Here is a 17,602-nt window from a genome sequence, read left to right as displayed (position 1 = left end):
ACTATTTAAAATAAAGGTATAATTCTTTTAAGATTTTAAATTATTAAAATCTTAAATATAGCAATACCGTTTGTAAGCTGATTTTTGTATATATAATTTGACTTGTAATATAATATGTGAAATTTGTTTAAAAGTGTTAATTATATTTCTTTTATGTAAGAGTTTTGTCGTATAGTAAAAATATATAATAAAACATGACGATAATTTTAGGAGGTACTCATGTCCAAAAGTAAAAATAATAGATTGTAACAAATATCCTGTGAACAGATATCTTATTCATGAGTATAATATTATGAAGTTTATTCTAAAAGGAGAGAGGTTCATGAATGAAGATATGAGTGTTCCAAGGACTTGTTTGCCTCAGATTGGTGCGAAGGCGCCTGATTTTGAAGCGATTACTACATTTGGGAATATTAAATTATCAGAGTTTCGAGGAAAATGGGTTGTACTATTTTCTCATCCTGGAGATTTTACACCAGTATGTACGACTGAGTTTATAGCATTTGCAAGATATTTTCCTTATTTTGTTCAAAGAAATACCCAACTTATAGGATTAAGTGTAGATAGTAATTCTTCACACCTAGCATGGGTATATAATATTTATTGTCATACGGGTATCGAGATACCTTTCCCAGTTATTGATGATAGGAACCTTAAGGTATCTAATCTTTACGGTATGATATCCCCAGCAATGAGTGAAACAGCTACAGTGAGGACTGTATATATTATTGATCCTAAAGGAATCCTAAGAACGATACTATATTATCCATTAACTACAGGAAGGAATATACCAGAAATACTAAGAATTTTAGATGCATTACAAACCGCGGATGTAGAAAAAGTAGCGACGCCTGCTAATTGGGTGCCAGGTATGCCAGTAATTATGCCACCACCAAATACCTATGAAGAATTAAAACAACGAATAAGATGTCAGAATGGTTATTCATGTATGGATTGGTATTTATGTTTTAAGGATATCAATAATCAAATAGGAGATGGACGTTAAAGATAGAAAAAAGCCTAATATAGAGGGCATACAAGCAGATTTTCATGTCTGTTTGTATGCCCTTTTATTTTCAGTTATTTTTATAATTTGTTTACCTTATTGATTAATAGTTTAATCAGTACATTCTCGAATATCATAAACTCTGCTGTAATCTTTAGTTTCTGGATTTTTAATAACTTCTGATCTTTGTTGATCTAAGAGCCGAATGATTTGATATACATCAATCCAAATTTCGTTATCGCTTTCCTTTTGTGATTCATCAAAAATGAGCTGCATACCAAAATGAAGGTGCGCTTGTTGAATATTATTGACATTTTCCTCATTACTGTAACCTGTTCTGCCCAGATATCCAATAACATCACCTGCCTTAACTTCAGAGCCCACTTTCAAATCTTTTCGGTATGGAAAGTTTTTTCTCAGATGTGCGTAGTAATAATATCTTTTAGAATCTAGAGAGCGAATTCCAATACGCCAACCACCATACTTGTTCCAGCCGAGCGCTTCTACAATTCCGCCTTCCATAGCAACAATAGGTGTTCCTACCTGGCCCATTAAATCATTCCCAAGATGCGTCCTTTTAAACCCATAAGAACGACTGTTACCGAAATCATCATAATGATTATAGGGAAAGGTTTTTGCAATGGGTGAAAAAACTTTGAGTCCATAGCGTCTCTCCCAACGATTTCCTTCTCCATTTTCATCCTTAACTTCAATTTCATATTCTCCCAAGAAACCGGACAACACAGCACTATAAGCTTCATAATAGTAGGGATAATATTTCATGTTTTCTGTCAACTCTTGAATAGTTTTACCTGATTCCAGCATTTTTGCGATGGCATCTAATTGTTTTTCTTTAAAACCTTTGAAATTATTACCATTTTCTGCAGTTAAGTATGCAAGCAGCTCTATCCAGTTTAGTTTGACTTCCTTTTCTTGCGAATCTATATCAAGTTTTAATGCTTTGTTCATAGCCTCATAGGGTACATTAAAATCAACCCATTTTATATAATCTTTATTATTTTCTTCGTTTGATAAAACATTGATAGATTTATTGTTTGATAAGAATAGTAAACTACCCCCGAATATAATAGTTCCAAACAGTGCAACTAGACATAAGCATATAAATGTTCTTTTTTTGAAAATGAGTAGCATGTTTTAATCTACCTCCATGACTATAAAATAAGCCGTTATATTTGTTTAAAAAAAGTAGCAGCTTTTATAATATATATATTAATACTGAGCATTAATAATTACCTTTAATTGGAGGTTATAAAAGTGCAAGAAAGAATGCTTATTCCAAGTGAAGACAATATTAAAGGATGAAGAACTTTAAGTTAAGTTCTTCATCCTTTATAGGAGACGAGACTGTAATTTTTGAAATTGGTGCAAAATTAATTACACCTTAATTAAAGTAGTTTAATCAGAGATTCTAACTCTTCAGATAAAATTTTTGCAAGCATGAAATTATTATCTTTTAAAGCCAAAGCTATTTTTGTTTCAACAGCCTTTTTCTTTTGTTCAATTTCTAAATAGTCTCTATCAAAATGTTTAGCATAAATCATTTTCCTGAATTTTTTCATACTCATTTTTCTAATTGTCTTATTTTCAATGATTAAAACAAAATCCATACAGTTTACCATAGAATAAAAGTCGTGAGAAATCATAAGAATGCAACCATTATAATTTTCTATGGCTTTTTCTAAAGCAATTTGTGAATAGGTATCTAAATGACTTGTGGGTTCATCCAGAAGCAACATGTTTGCTCTACAAGAAGAAATTTTAGCTAATTGAAGCATATTTTTTTCTCCACCAGATAAAGATCCTATCTTTTGATTAATGACTTCTTCCTCAAAACCATAGTTTGAAATCCATGATATAATTTCTTGTGAATTTTTAAACCCAATCTCGAAAAATTCTTCGAGTATAGTATTAGAATCATTTAGCATTTCGCCTTGAAGTTGAGATAAATAAGCTACTTCAATGTCTTCATTGAAATTAATAGAATTATGATTATTTTTAAAGATTTCGCGGAGTAGAGTCGTTTTTCCAGTGCCATTTGGACCGATGAGGGCCACTTTATCGGTAGATTTTATCTCAAAGTTAACATTTTCTAGGAGAATATCATCAAAGGCAAGATTGTAATCATTCACTTTTAAAGCAATGGTTTCTTCGATTATATTATCTGCAAATAAACGGATATCTGGTTGTTTAATATATACAAATGGTTCCTTAATTCTACGTGCTTCTAATCGTTCTTGAATTTTAACTCTAGCCTTTAGAGATTTCCCTTTAGCTGGTTCGGAATGGTTAGTTGCAGCCCATCTTAGCTTATCAACTAAAACTTCAGTTCTCTTAATTTCTTCAGTATCAGCAAAAGCTAGCTCTTGTAACTCAATTTTACGTTGAATTAGAGAGAAGTTATAATCGATATATCTTCCATCAAATTCTTGGAGCTCCATGTTTTCAAGGTGCAGAATTTTATTAAAACAATTATTCAGTAGAAATCTGTTGTGCGTAATAATTAGCAGTGTTCCTTTATGTGAATTAATTAGATTTTTAAGGGAATTTAGATTTTCAAAATCTAAAAATACATCGGGTTCATCCATAATCAGTAAATCTGGGCTGCTTAACATTTCTTTAATTACTTGAATAAGCTTAAATTCGCCACCACTAAGTTCAGATATCATTAGATTTTTATGCTTCATTAGATTTGCTAAATTTAATTTCTTATTAATTATGCTTTCAAAATCATTGCCACCAAGCGAGTCAAATGCGTCTAAAGTTTGTTGGTACTTTTCCAGTAAGGGATCAATATCCAAAGATGTTTCCATTTCAGCACAAATTGATATTAATTCATTTTGCAGTTTAATACATTCTTCACCTATATATTCGAATACTGTAAGTTTTTTGTTTTGTCTAATTGAGAGGACTGACTTACATACCCAATTATGCAACCAGGGCTTATTTCTAATGTTCCCTCAAACATATATTTTTCTGGATCCATAATTAAATCTATTAAGGTACTTTTTCCACTGCCACCTACTCCAATAAAAGCACAGTGTTGTCCATATTCTAATGTGAATGAAATTTTATTATATAGATTCTTTTGCGGAAACGAGTAGGATAAGTTATCGATTTTTATCATATTATCACCTTTCCTTATCATTGAAAAAGAGCCTATAAAAATAAGCTCTTAGACACATTGTTTTTTAAATTAAATTTTATAATCTAATTTAGATAGTAAAGATATTTTTTAAAAGTTAATATCAATAGTATACCACTTTTACTGATCCGAAAAAGGTAAAAGTACAAGTTTATAATTAATAGACAAGGTTAATTTTATCATTATATGATTAAGCCTGATGTTGCTAGGCTTTTATTGTTAAAACAAGACAAGCTACTTGCTTAATTAATCCCTTTATTGATCCAAAGGGTACAGGAAAGAATAATATTATTGGTGCACTGCCTAATATAATGAATTATTCAAGATACTTTATCACTTTTTCTTGTGCTATTATACCTAGAGGATTTAAATCGTTTATTACCTTCAGTTCTTTCTATAGAATTTTCTATATGAGCTAATAACTTTTCTAAAAGATAATTCTCATTTATATCATTATCCTTTTTTTCCAGGTCAACGTAATATCCTTCCTTTGCTATAGTAATTATTTCTGCATTATTTACTAAATAATTAAAAACGGACATATCTACGGGATTAATAGCTTTTTTAGTATGGAAACAATCTAAATCAATATCTAAAATAAATTTCTTGTTTATTCTATCTGAAATAAAAAAACCAGGAATAAATTGATTTATCTGTTTTAATTTAAAGAATAATTCCTCTCCTTCGATTACCTTATCATATACATCAATTTGACACTCATCGCCATGAGAATTTTTGTTATATTTACTAGTGCAGTAAGGATCTATATAGCATATTTTATTATTGGCAAAATCTCTGCAAATACCTACATCCATTAGGCTAAATACTATTGCATCTGATATTATCCCTGTTTGTAATGCAAAATCTATGTGCTCATCATTACAAAGTCTTTTTAATGCTGCCTCAATAGAATTTGAGTCATTTATATCAACATTAGCAATTAACTGATCTCTTACGGGTCTCCATTCGAGTCCAGCAACCTTACGGGAATATCTATAAAATGCACTTCGGGTATCTATATGATGATCAAAAGTTAATAATACAGGTGCAGTTTCATTATTAGAAGCATATTCTGACCATGAAATTATAACTTCGTGATGATTCTCTACAATATAAGTTTTCTTTCCACCTACTACTTTCGCTATTACGTTATTTGCTTTCAACGATATTCACTCCTTTAAAAAGACAACTGACAGATTTCGACAATATTCAAAATACCATATCTTAAATAAAAGGAAAAGACTTTTTTTATGTGCGCCCAGCATGGGCGTAAACTAGTCGGTGAAAGTCCGATACGGGGGTTGATAGTGCCAACCGTTATCTTAAGACAAGGGTGTCCACCGTGAGGTGGAATCTGAAGGAAGTCGGAGGCAAAGTTCTGGTTTGAGGTACACGAACTACATTAGAGGCTTGACCCTATGGATGAGGTTGCATAACAAGCCAAAATCCTGAATTATCCGAAATAGGGAAAGTATATGTAGCAGATACATGGAATGAAAGTTTACGCTCTTACCTGGGGAGATCTAATAGTCATATAACAAATAAAACCATAACTAATCAAAAATTGATTAATCGTGGTTTTAAAAGAGTATGAGAAATTAATGCTGTCTTAATGAACCGCCGTATACCGAACGGTACGTACGGTGGTGTGAGAGGACGGTAAATAAAATAATTATTTACCTCCTACTCGATCGAACGAGGAAGGGGAATTTTGGGAGGGAGGTGGGTGTTTACAAAGAATATTTATATATATTGTGTTTTTTGATGATTGTAAAATTAGTTTTTTTAAAACTTAATTATTTAAAGGTAGTATTCCTGACATTCTTGTCGTGAATCCAAACAAAACTAGAGGAATTAATGAAATAATGTGTCGGGAAGTTAATGGTTAGCAAATATGTTATATCTTATTTTAAATTTTCAATAAATGTTATTAAATAGGATGAATTTATCCTAAATATGATATAATAATTATAGGAGGTGTTTATTAATGTTGGTAAATACTAAAAATATGATTTCTATATCTGAAGCAAATCAAAACTTTTCAAAAATTGCTAAGATTGTAGATGATAGTAAGTCAGTAGTTATAATGAAAAACAATAAACCTAAATATATTCTTTTAGATTTTGAAGAGTTTAGTAAAGAAGCTATTTTTGAAGAAGAAAAATTAGATGCAATCGCTGATAAAATTTTATCTGAGAATATTGAAGCATTCAACGAATTAGCTAAATGAAATATATTACTGTAGACTATATAATAAAGCTTCATAAGAAAATGATTGCAACCACAGGTGGCTCAGACGGAATAAGAGACATACAACTTTTACATTCAGCAATTGAAAATTCACGAGCAACTTTTGATGGCGTAGAATTGTATTTAACAGTTAAAGAAAAATGTGCCAGTATTTGTTATAGCATTATTAATAATCATTCATTTGTTGATGGAAATAAAAGAATGGGTATTTATGTAATGCTTATTTTATTAGAATATAATGGGATAAAGTTATCTTTCAAACAAGAAGAATTAGTGAATTTAGGATTAAATATAGCAAAAGGAAAATTTACTAAAGATGAGATATTAAATTGGATTAATGAACATGAGTAGTTATGTAAACGTCTGCTAACAATATATTTCCAAAATGAGCTAGCCTAAGATAAAACCTATCTAAGGCTGGCTCGCTTTGGAAATACGAACCGTTAAATATAATGGATTTCCTCATTAATCAGTTGAATGACAGATATCGATCGTTTTGGAAAATAAGTTTTGATTGGAAAAATGGATGAAAATAGCATCTATATCTGGATTAAGGTGGTTGTAAGCTCCACTTTCATTGCTTGGATATCACAGTTTGGAAGTAAAGTAAAGATACTATTTCCGGAGCCGGTGATTGAGCAGTATAAACTACATTTGAGTGGAATTCTTGATCAATATCTGCTAGAAATTTAGAAATGCTCGAGTATAAACCATTGGAGGCAATGTTGATGATAAATATTCTGAAAAATTATAGTAAGAAAACAATAGATATATATGATCTAGCTTTTGAATATCGAAAGCAGCCGGTATTACAATGGTCTCGTGAAGAAATCAATGAATATATTCAGCAGCTTCAAGATTTAAATGATCAGAGAATTATCCAAATAAAGAGAAGTGCCAAAGGTGAAGCAAATTTGGGTTCTATCCAGAGAAAAATAACTATTAATAAATGGAATTTAGAAGGTCAATCTGAAGGCGTAAATCTTGATTTTTTTTGTCACGATTTAGGGATGGACGCTTCATACTATCTGAAGAATTTAGAGCAGTATCATATTGATAGCCCTCACATTGAGAGACTAAAAGACTTTCTATATAGAAATTCCGGAGAATTGACGCTCAATGAAATTTCATATGTGGTTTTCAAAGACGAAAAAGCATTATTACAGCCCGAAAAGGCTTCAGTGAATGGGAAACGTATTCTTAATAATTTGGGATTAGAAATTAGCGATATTTCGTATGTGGATACAATATCGCCTTTTTATTATCCGACATCTTCTGATGGGGATACCGTTCTAGTTGTCGAGAATAAGGATACCTGCTTTTCACTACTAAGACTATTAACCGGGAGAGTGTCCAACATCAAAGGAGTTCTCTTTGGAGAAGGAAGAGCGGTTATTAAGATCTTTAAATTTTTGTATGTATATGGTCTCGGAAATAAAGATCTGTTTTTATACTATGGCGACATTGATCAAGAAGGTTTTGATATTGCAAGGTCGCTTATTGAAAAGTATCCGCAGCATAATATCAAGCTCTCAAGGGTGCTTTATCATAGCTTACTTTGCTACGAAGGACGGCCTCTTAATAATAAAAGAACGATTGATAACTCAAAAGCTGAAGAAATACTGACAAATCTATTTGAGGAAGATAGAAACACAATAATGTCAATATTGAAATCTGCGGGATGTATTCCGCAGGAAGCATTAAACTATGATGATATGAAGGTGACAATGGATGAACTACAATATAGACTATTCTGATGCCAGTAACCGCCAAGAAATAATAGGGATATATTCGCTGTATTATTATATTGTGTCGGGAGCTTCCTATGCGTTCGATATTGGCAATTTAGTCATATTGCTACTCATTTACATGGTTGAAGAAGGCAGACTGAATGCATATGCGATGAAAGTCTATGAAATTAAAACTTTTATTAATGAGTACTTAATTGGTATTGAGTGTGTCGATGAATACAACCTTGATGAGATTGCCGAAAACTTAGTTTCCAAGCTTCAAGGAGCTAAACCGAATGGAGATCCAATCAAATTTGAATATTATGATCATGAAATTCGGAGTGTAAAATCGGTTAAGGTTGCTTATGTAGATTACAGCCTAAAAGATGAAGGATTCAAGATAACAGATAAAGGTTTGGAGTTTCTTATTTCATCAAAAGAGATTCCACAGGAAGCTAAGCTGACTGTGGCGATGTACCTTTTCAAATTACAACTGGAAAAGAAAAAGTATAAAGCGGCTTTAAATACAATTAAGAGCATTAATTTGGAAACCTTGAGACAATTGGATATTAAGAATGAAATCTTATCCATGAACAGGTTTGGGCGTGACGAAGCAAGTAGACTATACAAAAAATATTGGGGCGATTTTTTTGATCTTCGCAGCGAAGAAACAAGTCACTATGAAGATGCAAAGGAACGCTTACAGCTCTACAAAGAGAGTAAATACTTGGAAAAGAACAATATTACACTCACACCAGAAGATATCGAGGTGTTAAGAGTTATTGAAATTGAACTCAGTAAGAGCTCAAACCTTCAAGCTGTGTATACAAATGAAATCTCAAAAATGCCAGTTGAAATGCTTGAAATTGATAAATCATCAATGATTAATATCTTTCTAAGCCTTTTCAATTTGAAAGAGCATTTTGATGAATTGACAAAACTCGATACACCTATCGATAGATTCATAAATTCAGTTCAGCCATTACTATTGCCGAAACGAAATAAGCGATTTGGGGTTGCGGTCGCGTTATCGGGGCAAAAGGTTACAAGGCAAATGGAAAACATAGCAGCTGAAGAAATTGACGTTAAACCGCAAAAGCATGAAGACTTTGAAAAAATCTATGATGGCCGAATGAAGAACAATTATTTAAAACTGTTCGAAATGTTGGTTGAATACCTGATTAAGCTAAATTCTACGATAGAGAATATTTCAGACTTTATAAGCTATGTTGAACAAGAAAAGGGCTCTGCTGCAATAGGTTCAATAGACTTTTTAAGCTTTTTATTAAGCTTAAGTTATTTGCCAGATGTACAAAGAGAAAATAAATACGGCTCTGATAACGTACAGGTAATACAACTGAATGAAAGAAACTTGATAATAGATAAACCTATTGAATTATTCCAAGTACAAGAACTATTAACTTACTTTTGGTTTCAGAAAATGAAAATAACTTATAATGCTGAGATCCACATTGCAACTGAACCGGATCAGAAAGTACAAATTAATGGTGAAGACGATAGAACGATCGGGAATTTAAAAATTAGCCTGATTGAGAAAGGAAACTTGAAAAATGGCCAAGAATATTGATGCCGTAGGGAATGCTCTTAAAGTACTGATTGAGAAAGGAAATCTTTCAAGAGATGAATTTCCCATAATCCATGAAAGTATTATTAACGATGGAGATACTCTAAATGACTTAGAAAATATATGCCAAACAATGGGATTGTTTTTAAATGAAAAGGCTGGAACCTTCTACGTCTCGCCGATACCTGGAGTGAAAACATTTGGCTATACGAATGAAGAGATGAGGAAAGAGTTCGGATATTCCTTTAATAATGAAGATTTGTATACGTCCCTATTTATCATTGCAAATGTTATTATGGAATTTTTCCCAGAAGCAAGCCCCTCACCAATGAAGCCATTCATGAAAAGTAATGATCTGATGGATATTGTTGATAAAAAGGTGGAAATCCTAAGAGAACAAGCTAATCTCGATGAAATCTCATACGAGAAATCATACAATTTTGAAGTTGTTGTAAAGAAATGGACTGATCTGCCCAGGGTAAGGCTGGATAAAGGCGAAGGAGATAGTAGGAAAGAATACGGTAAATCATCAAAAATCCAACTACTCAATACAACGCTTCGCTTTATGGAAAATCAAGAACTGATTAAGCTGGTTGACTTGAATGGCGACAAAGTGATTTACATTACAGACCGCTTCAAGGCTACAATTTTGAACGCTTACAATGCAGATGAGATTCAAGCTGAAATATACAATTACCTTGATAACTTACTTGTTGAATAAATCGAATATAATGCTTTTATAGAGAAAGGAGGGAAAAAATGGCAAAATTAGAGGGTTTTAGGTTGGTAAACGTTCATGCTAATTATAACTCGATTGTTTATCCAAACGAGTATTTCTTTGTTGATGGGAAAAATGTTCTGCTCGATATGAAAAATGGTGGAGGTAAAACACTTGCAGCACAGATGTTGTTTCAAACAGTTTTGCCTAATTCGTTTTTCTCTGATAAAAATCAAGTTCTTAATTTGTTTTCAGGAGTTACACTGGGCTCAACAGTACATTCGATATCTCATTTTAGTATTGAAGGGCACCAGTTTAAGAATATTTATCTGGGGTTTGCCGCAATGGCTGAGCCAAGAAATAGTGATGAAGCCTCGGATGCAGTAGATAATTCCGAATTGGGACTCAAGTATATGAATTACATCATTGCCGGTAATAATTTAGCGACAGATTCGTTGTCAATTGAAACATTGCCATTGTGCAAAGAGGACGGTGAAAGGATAACCCCTTCAAACTATAAAAGCATAAAGGACTTTTTACAAGCAAAAATGAGGAGCGATAAGCACGGTCGCTATTTTGTCATACAAATATTTGAAAATGAAAAGAGTCGGTACTATCAGGAGTTAAAGAAATTCGGAATCAACTCAGAAGTATTTGAATTCTTGAGAGAAATCAACAAAGACGAAAACTACATTAAGCAGTTCTTTGAGGAAAAATGCAAGCGCCCCAAGGACTTGCTAATGAATTTTATTGTGCCAAATACAGAAAAAGCACTTGATGCAAGAGCTTTCGTAATGAATCTGGAAAAAATGGACCGCTCATCTCAACTTGCAGAATCTCTGTTTGAAAAATCACAAAGTCTGAATGAACTTAATAAATTTCAAGCTGAAAAAGCTGAGTATGAGCGATTAAGAGAGGGAATTGCTGCCTTTATTGAATTTGTGAATGGGAGAGTAAATGCTCTTGAGGAGTATGATACTCATTTGAAAGAATACCCTAAGCAAGTAGCTGCATATGTTTTTTCTCTCAGGCAAATGGAAGAACGCTTGAGGGGATTGGATGCTGAATATGTTGCACTTAATGTGCAGAAAAGTATTTTTGAGAAAGACATTGAAAATATAGAAATTCGTAAGCTTCAGATAGAACTTGAAAAACTAAACAAGGTTCTTGCTAATAAAGTAGAGATCGTAAATCAACTAAATGCTGAAATAGAAGAAAAGCAGCAAGAAAAGACCGAACTTGAGACTATTAATTTAGCTATTGATTACAAACAGCATGAGTCTGAGAAAAATGGAATCGACGAAAGACTGGAAAAATTAACAAGCGCGCACTATGACGAAAAAAAGACCACGGCAGAGTTTGCCAATACAATTTGTCTGATTGCAGAAAAAGAAGTCATCAATTTAGAGACTCAGCTTGAGTTGGATAATAAACGTTTGTTTCAAGCAAATGAGAAACTAGGTGAGCTGAAAAAGGCAGAAGGTGAACTTGGAGTAAGATTTAGACAACACATAGAAAATATCAAAAGTGCAAATGATCAAAAGTACAGCTTGGAACGTTCTTTATCGGATATCGAAAAAGAACTTAAAGAATACTCCAATTACAGTAATTCGCTGTTGGATGAAGAAGAGCTTAAATGCCTTGAAGAGCTTAAAATAAGTACTGCATCTGAATTGAAAGGAACAACTGATGCAATCAATCAGAACAAAGAAGATCAAATAAAAGAAAACGGTGATGTAAATAATACGGAGACAATCATCGGTGAACGTAAAAGGCAGCTATCAGAAAAGAATGAATGGGTGGAAGCATATAGAAACTCTCTCAAAGAAATTAGGACGAAGACTTCCGCTCAAGAGAGTGATATCGAAGAAACTTGTAGCCAGTTTAAAAAACAGGTTGAAAGTCATACAGCAAAAATGATTGAAATTAGCAAATCTATGGATCAGTTAAATGATGAGATTAAAATACTCGAAGACTATGGGTTCCTAAGAGCGAGATCAAAGTATGATGCTTTAAATGCCATTAAAGGTGACTGGAAATATGCAAAATTTGGATCGGATATTTTAAAAGAACTGGGTGAAGAGAAATCCGGAAAAATACTTAATAGATTTCCGGGCTTTGCCGAGGTCTTGATAGTTGCAGATGATGACTATAAACGTGTTTCAGAAGGTAAGAAAACCGTAAGTATAACGGTAGCTCAAGAAAATCTGGTTTTAATGCCCTGGTCCGCTATAAAAAAAATTGAGGAAGAAATCCAGTTTGATTCGCTGTTTCTGCTTACCCGAGATGGAGAGTATTATAGAAATCTACTCAATCCAGCAGTAGCAATTGAATTAAGAAGTAAGGAAATCAATAAATTGTCAGAAAAGCAAACTGCTCTGACTTTGGAAAAGGAAATGATTGAAGCACAGATAGAATTGTTAAGTGCTCATATTCATAAGTATCCCTTAGAGGCAGTCGGAAAATATTTAGAATCTGTAGATGAATTGGGAAAAGAAATCTCTATACTAACTGCGAGAAAGCTGCAGCAAGAGCAGCAGCTTCGAACATTAGAGCTAAAAGCTGAAGAATTGAAGGATAAGCTTCAGAGACTTGAGAAGGAAAATATAGAGGTAAATGAAAAGCAGCAATTTCTCATTTCTAAAATGAAAATAGCAAGCGAGATTAATGAAATTGTTGATCGGATTAAAGATTTCATTGAAGAAAAATCAAGTTTAGAATATGAAATTGACAACAACCAAGCTGATCTTAATCTTGCACAAAAGGATAAGGAACAGCTCGAAAAGGCCATTGAGAGAATTAAAGAAAATATTCGCCTATATCGTGGCTATGTAGATGGTTCTAAAGGTTATAAGGATGAAAACTTTGGCATATTATCGGAAGAAGATATTGCTAATCTCTACAGCAAATTTTTAGCAGCAAAGCAAGCATTTGATGAAAAGGCACAGAATTATGATGAGCTGGTTGAAAGACAAGCCAAACTGAATAAATTGATGCGAGATATTCGAGAAGACCATAGGTTTGGGCAGATTGATTTTTCGGAAGTCTACGTACTTAATTATGTAGAAAAGGTCGCTCCAGAAGAGTTTAGAGTTCTTGATCTGAGAATTGAGGACTTGAATAAGAAGAAATCCGTATTAGAAAAAGAAAAGAGCTATGCTGAAGCAGAACTAATCGCCTGCAAAAAGAATTATGAGAAACAAGAAAATAAGATTACCGTGTACTTTGAAAAATTTAAAGCTCTTGATGGGCAGCAATTATTTAGCTTGGAGAGAGAAGTTCATACAGGGTTATTGAAGGTTAATGATCTAATTGAAACAATTAAAAAAGATATGAATGACATTACTGAGATGCGTAATCAGTATACGAATGAGCTTGGTCAGTACAAGGTTTTTTGTGATACGAATGTTTTGAACTGGCAAACCGCTGTAAAATCAGATATCATGCTTTCTTATAGTGAAATGCAAAAAAGCTACGCAAAAGTGAAAGCTGAGTACGACAAGGCAATAAATCGAATCAATGTGGAGATAAAAAAACTAGACTCAACGCTTCATAAACTCATCATTAACGAGCAGCTTAAGATTAAACTCAAAGAATACCTCACCAATAAGCGGACGGTTGAAGAAACGATCTTGCTTGTAAACCTCCTTATACAGACTTCTGATGGCATCAATACTACTATTAGAAATCTAGAAACATCGATTGGAAACATCGGACGTCTTGACGAAGAGATTGCTGAACAAGTATTCAGAATGCTTAAGATGATATTGGATGAGATTGCAAAAATTCCGGAGTATTCTAAGTTTAAGTATGGTGATTACACAAAAGAATCATTCAAAATCAACTTAAGTGATGAGAACAGCTGTAGGATTGAAAATGATATTGCTCTAAGCAGACTTAAGGTTTATGTCTATCAATTGGCATATTCAGTCCAAAATGATGGGATGACTAAGAAAGAAATCAAAAACCGTATGAGTATTAACAATATCATCCAGTATGGAATTGATTTTGATAAGTTGAATATCCAGATACTAAAGATTGAGCAAGAAAAGCCTAAATACTATAGTTGGGGAAGGCTTTCAGCATCATCAGGTCAAAGCTATGTAACATATGTTATGTTTGCCATTACGATGGTTAAGTATTTTAATAACGTGACGGTAATTAGCGACAAGATGAAAGCACCGATTTTTATTTTCTTGGATAATCCATTTGCATCTGCATCCTCAATTGAGCTTTGGGAACCAGTAAGACGATTCCTCGATAAAAGCAATGCTCAATTACTTTGTGTTGCGCATAACGTGCCAAGTTCAGCGCAGATTTTATTTGATAAACACATGATTATTGAACAGACAAAGAATTCGAAAGGTCAGTTTATCAATACTATTCGTAATGAGAAAACGGAATCAAAGGAAATCATTCAAATAAGGCTATTAGATCATTTAGAGATTGAATAGCAATAATAAATCAGTAAGCGTCGTTGACGCTTACTGAAGAATTACAAGAAAAATTTTCTGATTTAATTTATAAAGTGAAAATAAACAACCAGGAAAGTTACATTAGTTTTTTATTGGAGCATAAATCGTATAAAGATAAATTAACCATATTTCAAGTACATAAATATATATTAGAATTTTGAATGACAAAAGTTCAAAAAGAGAATAAAAAAGAATTACCTATAATCATCCCTATTGTTATATATCATGGGCAGATAAATGGAGCTTAAAGATAGATCTAAAAGAAATGATTACTGGGTTTGATGATTTACCAAAATATTTTCAGGAAAGAATACCAGTATTTAAGCATGACTTTATTAATTTAAAAGAGTACGAAGAAAATGATTTTGAAAAGTACACAAAATTAACAGCAATGATGTTAAAAGCATTTAAATATGCTTTTGAGGAAAATCTAGAAGTTGTTTTACGAGTGTTTTTATTAGCATTAGAAGAAGCAAAAAAAGAAGTAGAATTAGATACATTAATCTATTACGGAGAAATATATTTAAAATATATAGAACTGACAAATAGTGAAATAAAAGAAGCTGATATCAAAGAAGAAATAAAAAGTTTAGATGGAAAGGGCGATCTTATTATGAGTATCTTAGAACAAAGAGAAAAAAGGAATAGAAAAAGGCAAAAAAGAAGTAGCAAAAAAACTATTAGTAAAAGGTATGCCTATTACTGAGATTATTGATATTACAGGTCTAAGCAAAGTAGAAATTGAGAAATTAGAAAGATAATAATTAAGAGTAAATCTTTAAGCTGTTCATTTATGAGCAACCTTTTTGTTGAATTATAAGGGAAAACTGTAAAGGAAGTTACAACAATTATTTGTGAAAAAGAAGATAGGTATCTGCCTAATAAAGAAGTATACATTTCAAAAGGTAAAGGACATTACAACAAAGCAGAAGAAGCCCTAATTAAACTTGTAGAAAATAAATATAATATAGATTTTGCTGAGCAGGCTGGTAGTGGATATATTTTTCAATCACAAGGTCAAACGATTATTATGACTACCGAAGTTTATTTGAAATATTATAATGTTTGGGAAATATCAACGGAGAAAAAAGAATTATCTGATTTAATCCCCATGGTAAAATTAAGGGAAAGTTGTACCTAGATACTGGACGAGAAAGTAATATGGGCCCAAGATGCGTTGAGGTGAAATAAAATGGCAAATCATGAATTTGGAATTATGGAAACTGACCCAAAAAAGAATCAGAGATTTGATGAATATGATCCTGAAAAATATAAATTAATTAAAATAAACGATGATTTTATTGAACCCTTATTGCCTGAATTTAAGAATATACCTTGTTATTGGCATACGTTAAAACGCCCAGAAATGAATCTTGCATATTGTGGCATAACGCTTATACCACCAGATTCCATGGAAGATTTTATATCTATTTTTAATCGTCATTATGTGGAAGAATACAAGGATATAATTATATTGTTTACGGAAGCTAGAATAAAAAATAAATATATTATCCACTATGGGATATAAACAAAGGAATATGAACTAATAAAGACACATCAGAAGAATATTGTTCATTAAGGGGGATAATTTATGATAATGATTTGGAACAGAAAAGAAGTTTTTGTAGGAAACTCCTCACAAAGATTTGATGAAGTCCGTTACAGCCTTTCATCAAATAAAATTAAATATGATTATAAGATAGTCGATCTTACCAGTCCAAGTTATTTTGGTTCATCTAATCGAGCAAGAACGGGTACTTATGGTGTAAATATGGATTATACCAAAACTTATTATATCTACGTACATAAAAATGATTATGATAAGGTTCAAGCATTATTAAGAAACTTATGAATTAATACAAATAACCCCCCAAATCCCATCGAACTATTAATCAACATTTCCTTTTTTGTGCATACTATGTACCTATGAGAAGCAAAAAGGTTTTTTATTATTAGAATTATGGACAAGTTACCTGCTTAATTGTACTAATATTTAATAAGCATCATCTATAAATTTTTATAGATGATGCTTATTTCTAACAGAAGGATTTATTGCTCTAAGAAAGTATATCTTTAAGAATAAGATACAACACTTTAAGCAATGGAACGCATTAGAGAATTTATGTCAAGAGAGAGGGCAGATGATAATTTGTTATCACTATCTGATGAAGATCTTTTAAAATCTATTGGTGGTATAAAAAATGGATATTTTACAAAAGGTTCTCTTTTATTAGTAGGAAAGCCAGAAGCAATTGAAAGGCTAATTCTGACATGATAAACTAAAGTTGTAACACCACATAGAAATAATATATTATTATATTTAAGAAAGTGGTGATACAAAAATGGGTAAGAAAATATATGAAAAATCATTTAAAGAAAAACTAGTAAAATTACATCTTGAAGAAGGCAGATCTGTTGCCAGTTTAACTAAAGAATATGGCCTTGGACAAGGCTCTTTAAATATATGGATTAAAAACTATCGCAAAGAATGCAGCCAAACAGAAACAGGAACAAAAGATTTAGAATTACTTGATAAAATCAGAAAATTAGAACGTGAAAATAAAGAACTAGAAAAGGAAAATAACTTTTTAAAAAAAGGACAGCAGCATTCTTTGCCAAGGAAATAGAAGATTAATCTATATATTTATTGATGAAAACAAAGAATGAATTTAGGG

General features: G+C 32.1%; 13 protein-coding genes and 3 pseudogenes. 13 read left to right on the top strand and 3 right to left on the bottom strand.

Going from position 1 to position 17,602, the window contains the following annotated elements; translation table 11 throughout:
- Positions 1 to 322: 322 nt before the first annotated feature.
- Positions 323 to 1,006, top strand: coding sequence for a peroxiredoxin (locus B8965_RS01065; RefSeq protein WP_084052022.1), 684 nt, complete (start codon positions 323 to 325; stop codon positions 1,004 to 1,006).
- Positions 1,007 to 1,117: 111 nt separating this feature from the next.
- On the opposite strand, the gene B8965_RS01060 is transcribed toward B8965_RS01065, so the two are convergent.
- The 3 genes and pseudogenes from B8965_RS01060 to B8965_RS01050 all read right to left on the bottom strand — a co-directional run bounded on the left by B8965_RS01060 (position 1,118) and on the right by B8965_RS01050 (position 5,332).
- A complete protein-coding gene (locus tag B8965_RS01060) occupies positions 1,118 to 2,158 on the bottom strand; it encodes a M23 family metallopeptidase (RefSeq protein WP_084052021.1) in 1,041 nt (346 codons plus the stop codon).
- Between the two features lie 254 nt (positions 2,159 to 2,412).
- A pseudogene (locus B8965_RS01055) lies at positions 2,413 to 4,151 on the bottom strand (ABC-F family ATP-binding cassette domain-containing protein).
- Between the two features lie 338 nt (positions 4,152 to 4,489).
- Positions 4,490 to 5,332, bottom strand: coding sequence for a peptide arginase family protein (locus tag B8965_RS01050; protein ID WP_084052020.1), 843 nt, complete (start codon positions 5,330 to 5,332; stop codon positions 4,490 to 4,492).
- Between the two features lie 824 nt (positions 5,333 to 6,156).
- Here B8965_RS01050 and B8965_RS01045 point away from each other — a divergent pair.
- The 12 genes and pseudogenes from B8965_RS01045 to B8965_RS13045 all read left to right on the top strand — a co-directional run.
- Positions 6,157 to 6,399 (top strand): type II toxin-antitoxin system prevent-host-death family antitoxin, encoded by a 243-nt coding sequence (locus tag B8965_RS01045; RefSeq protein ID WP_084052019.1) that lies wholly within the window; start codon positions 6,157 to 6,159, stop codon positions 6,397 to 6,399.
- The gene (locus B8965_RS01040; protein ID WP_084052018.1) at positions 6,396 to 6,770 is read left to right on the top strand and encodes a type II toxin-antitoxin system death-on-curing family toxin; all 375 of its coding nucleotides are present in this window, start codon (positions 6,396 to 6,398) and stop codon (positions 6,768 to 6,770) included. Before B8965_RS01045 ends, B8965_RS01040 begins: the two co-directional genes overlap by 4 nt.
- A gap of 377 nt (positions 6,771 to 7,147) precedes the next feature.
- Positions 7,148 to 8,176 (top strand): Wadjet anti-phage system protein JetD domain-containing protein, encoded by a 1,029-nt coding sequence (locus B8965_RS01030; protein WP_159446231.1) that lies wholly within the window; start codon positions 7,148 to 7,150, stop codon positions 8,174 to 8,176.
- Positions 8,151 to 9,737, top strand: coding sequence for a hypothetical protein (locus tag B8965_RS01025; protein ID WP_084052015.1), 1,587 nt, complete (start codon positions 8,151 to 8,153; stop codon positions 9,735 to 9,737). Before B8965_RS01030 ends, B8965_RS01025 begins: the two co-directional genes overlap by 26 nt.
- Entirely contained in the window at positions 9,721 to 10,455 is a 735-nt protein-coding gene (locus tag B8965_RS01020) for a DUF6063 family protein (RefSeq protein ID WP_084052014.1), read from the top strand. Before B8965_RS01025 ends, B8965_RS01020 begins: the two co-directional genes overlap by 17 nt.
- Positions 10,456 to 10,493: 38 nt before the next feature.
- Positions 10,494 to 14,906 carry a hypothetical protein gene (locus B8965_RS01015; RefSeq protein ID WP_084052013.1) on the top strand — a complete coding sequence of 1,471 codons (4,413 nt, stop codon included), beginning with the start codon at positions 10,494 to 10,496 and terminating at the stop codon, positions 14,904 to 14,906.
- Positions 14,907 to 14,929: 23 nt separating this feature from the next.
- Positions 14,930 to 15,175: pseudogene (locus B8965_RS13050) on the top strand (Rpn family recombination-promoting nuclease/putative transposase).
- Between the two features lie 17 nt (positions 15,176 to 15,192).
- Complete coding sequence (locus B8965_RS01005; RefSeq protein WP_084052011.1) at positions 15,193 to 15,633, top strand: hypothetical protein; 441 nt, start codon at positions 15,193 to 15,195, stop codon at positions 15,631 to 15,633.
- 486 nt (positions 15,634 to 16,119) lie between these two features.
- Complete coding sequence (locus B8965_RS01000) at positions 16,120 to 16,455, top strand: hypothetical protein (RefSeq protein WP_084052010.1); 336 nt, start codon at positions 16,120 to 16,122, stop codon at positions 16,453 to 16,455.
- A gap of 63 nt (positions 16,456 to 16,518) precedes the next feature.
- A complete protein-coding gene (locus tag B8965_RS00995; RefSeq protein WP_084052009.1) occupies positions 16,519 to 16,779 on the top strand; it encodes a hypothetical protein in 261 nt (86 codons plus the stop codon).
- Positions 16,780 to 17,028: 249 nt separating this feature from the next.
- Positions 17,029 to 17,202 (top strand): hypothetical protein, encoded by a 174-nt coding sequence (locus B8965_RS12245; protein ID WP_200805850.1) that lies wholly within the window; start codon positions 17,029 to 17,031, stop codon positions 17,200 to 17,202.
- Positions 17,203 to 17,269: 67 nt separating this feature from the next.
- Positions 17,270 to 17,452: pseudogene (locus B8965_RS13045) on the top strand (transposase); the annotation flags it as partial.
- Between the last annotated feature and the right edge of the window lie 150 nt (positions 17,453 to 17,602).

The sequence above is a fragment of the Desulfonispora thiosulfatigenes DSM 11270 genome (assembly GCF_900176035.1).
In the GTDB taxonomy this organism is placed as follows: domain Bacteria; phylum Bacillota; class Peptococcia; order Peptococcales; family Desulfonisporaceae; genus Desulfonispora; species Desulfonispora thiosulfatigenes.
The sequence above is the reverse complement of the archived record's forward strand: the minus strand, read 5'-3'. Positions and strand labels throughout refer to the sequence as shown.

Excerpts from the sequence above, each read along its gene's own strand:
- B8965_RS01065 (WP_084052022.1), top strand. The coding sequence starts at position 323 with ATGAATGAAGATATGAGTGTTCCAAGGACTTGTTTGCCTCAGATTGGT.
- B8965_RS01060 (WP_084052021.1), bottom strand. The coding sequence starts at position 2,158 with ATGCTACTCATTTTCAAAAAAAGAACATTTATATGCTTATGTCTAGTT.
- B8965_RS01045 (WP_084052019.1), top strand. The coding sequence starts at position 6,157 with ATGTTGGTAAATACTAAAAATATGATTTCTATATCTGAAGCAAATCAA.
- B8965_RS01040 (WP_084052018.1), top strand. The coding sequence starts at position 6,396 with ATGAAATATATTACTGTAGACTATATAATAAAGCTTCATAAGAAAATG.
- B8965_RS01030 (WP_159446231.1), top strand. The coding sequence starts at position 7,148 with ATGATAAATATTCTGAAAAATTATAGTAAGAAAACAATAGATATATAT.
- B8965_RS01025 (WP_084052015.1), top strand. The coding sequence starts at position 8,151 with ATGAACTACAATATAGACTATTCTGATGCCAGTAACCGCCAAGAAATA.
- B8965_RS01020 (WP_084052014.1), top strand. The coding sequence starts at position 9,721 with ATGGCCAAGAATATTGATGCCGTAGGGAATGCTCTTAAAGTACTGATT.
- B8965_RS01015 (WP_084052013.1), top strand. The coding sequence starts at position 10,494 with ATGGCAAAATTAGAGGGTTTTAGGTTGGTAAACGTTCATGCTAATTAT.
- B8965_RS01005 (WP_084052011.1), top strand. The coding sequence starts at position 15,193 with ATGATTACTGGGTTTGATGATTTACCAAAATATTTTCAGGAAAGAATA.
- B8965_RS01000 (WP_084052010.1), top strand. The coding sequence starts at position 16,120 with ATGGCAAATCATGAATTTGGAATTATGGAAACTGACCCAAAAAAGAAT.
- B8965_RS00995 (WP_084052009.1), top strand. The coding sequence starts at position 16,519 with ATGATAATGATTTGGAACAGAAAAGAAGTTTTTGTAGGAAACTCCTCA.
- B8965_RS12245 (WP_200805850.1), top strand. The coding sequence starts at position 17,029 with ATGGAACGCATTAGAGAATTTATGTCAAGAGAGAGGGCAGATGATAAT.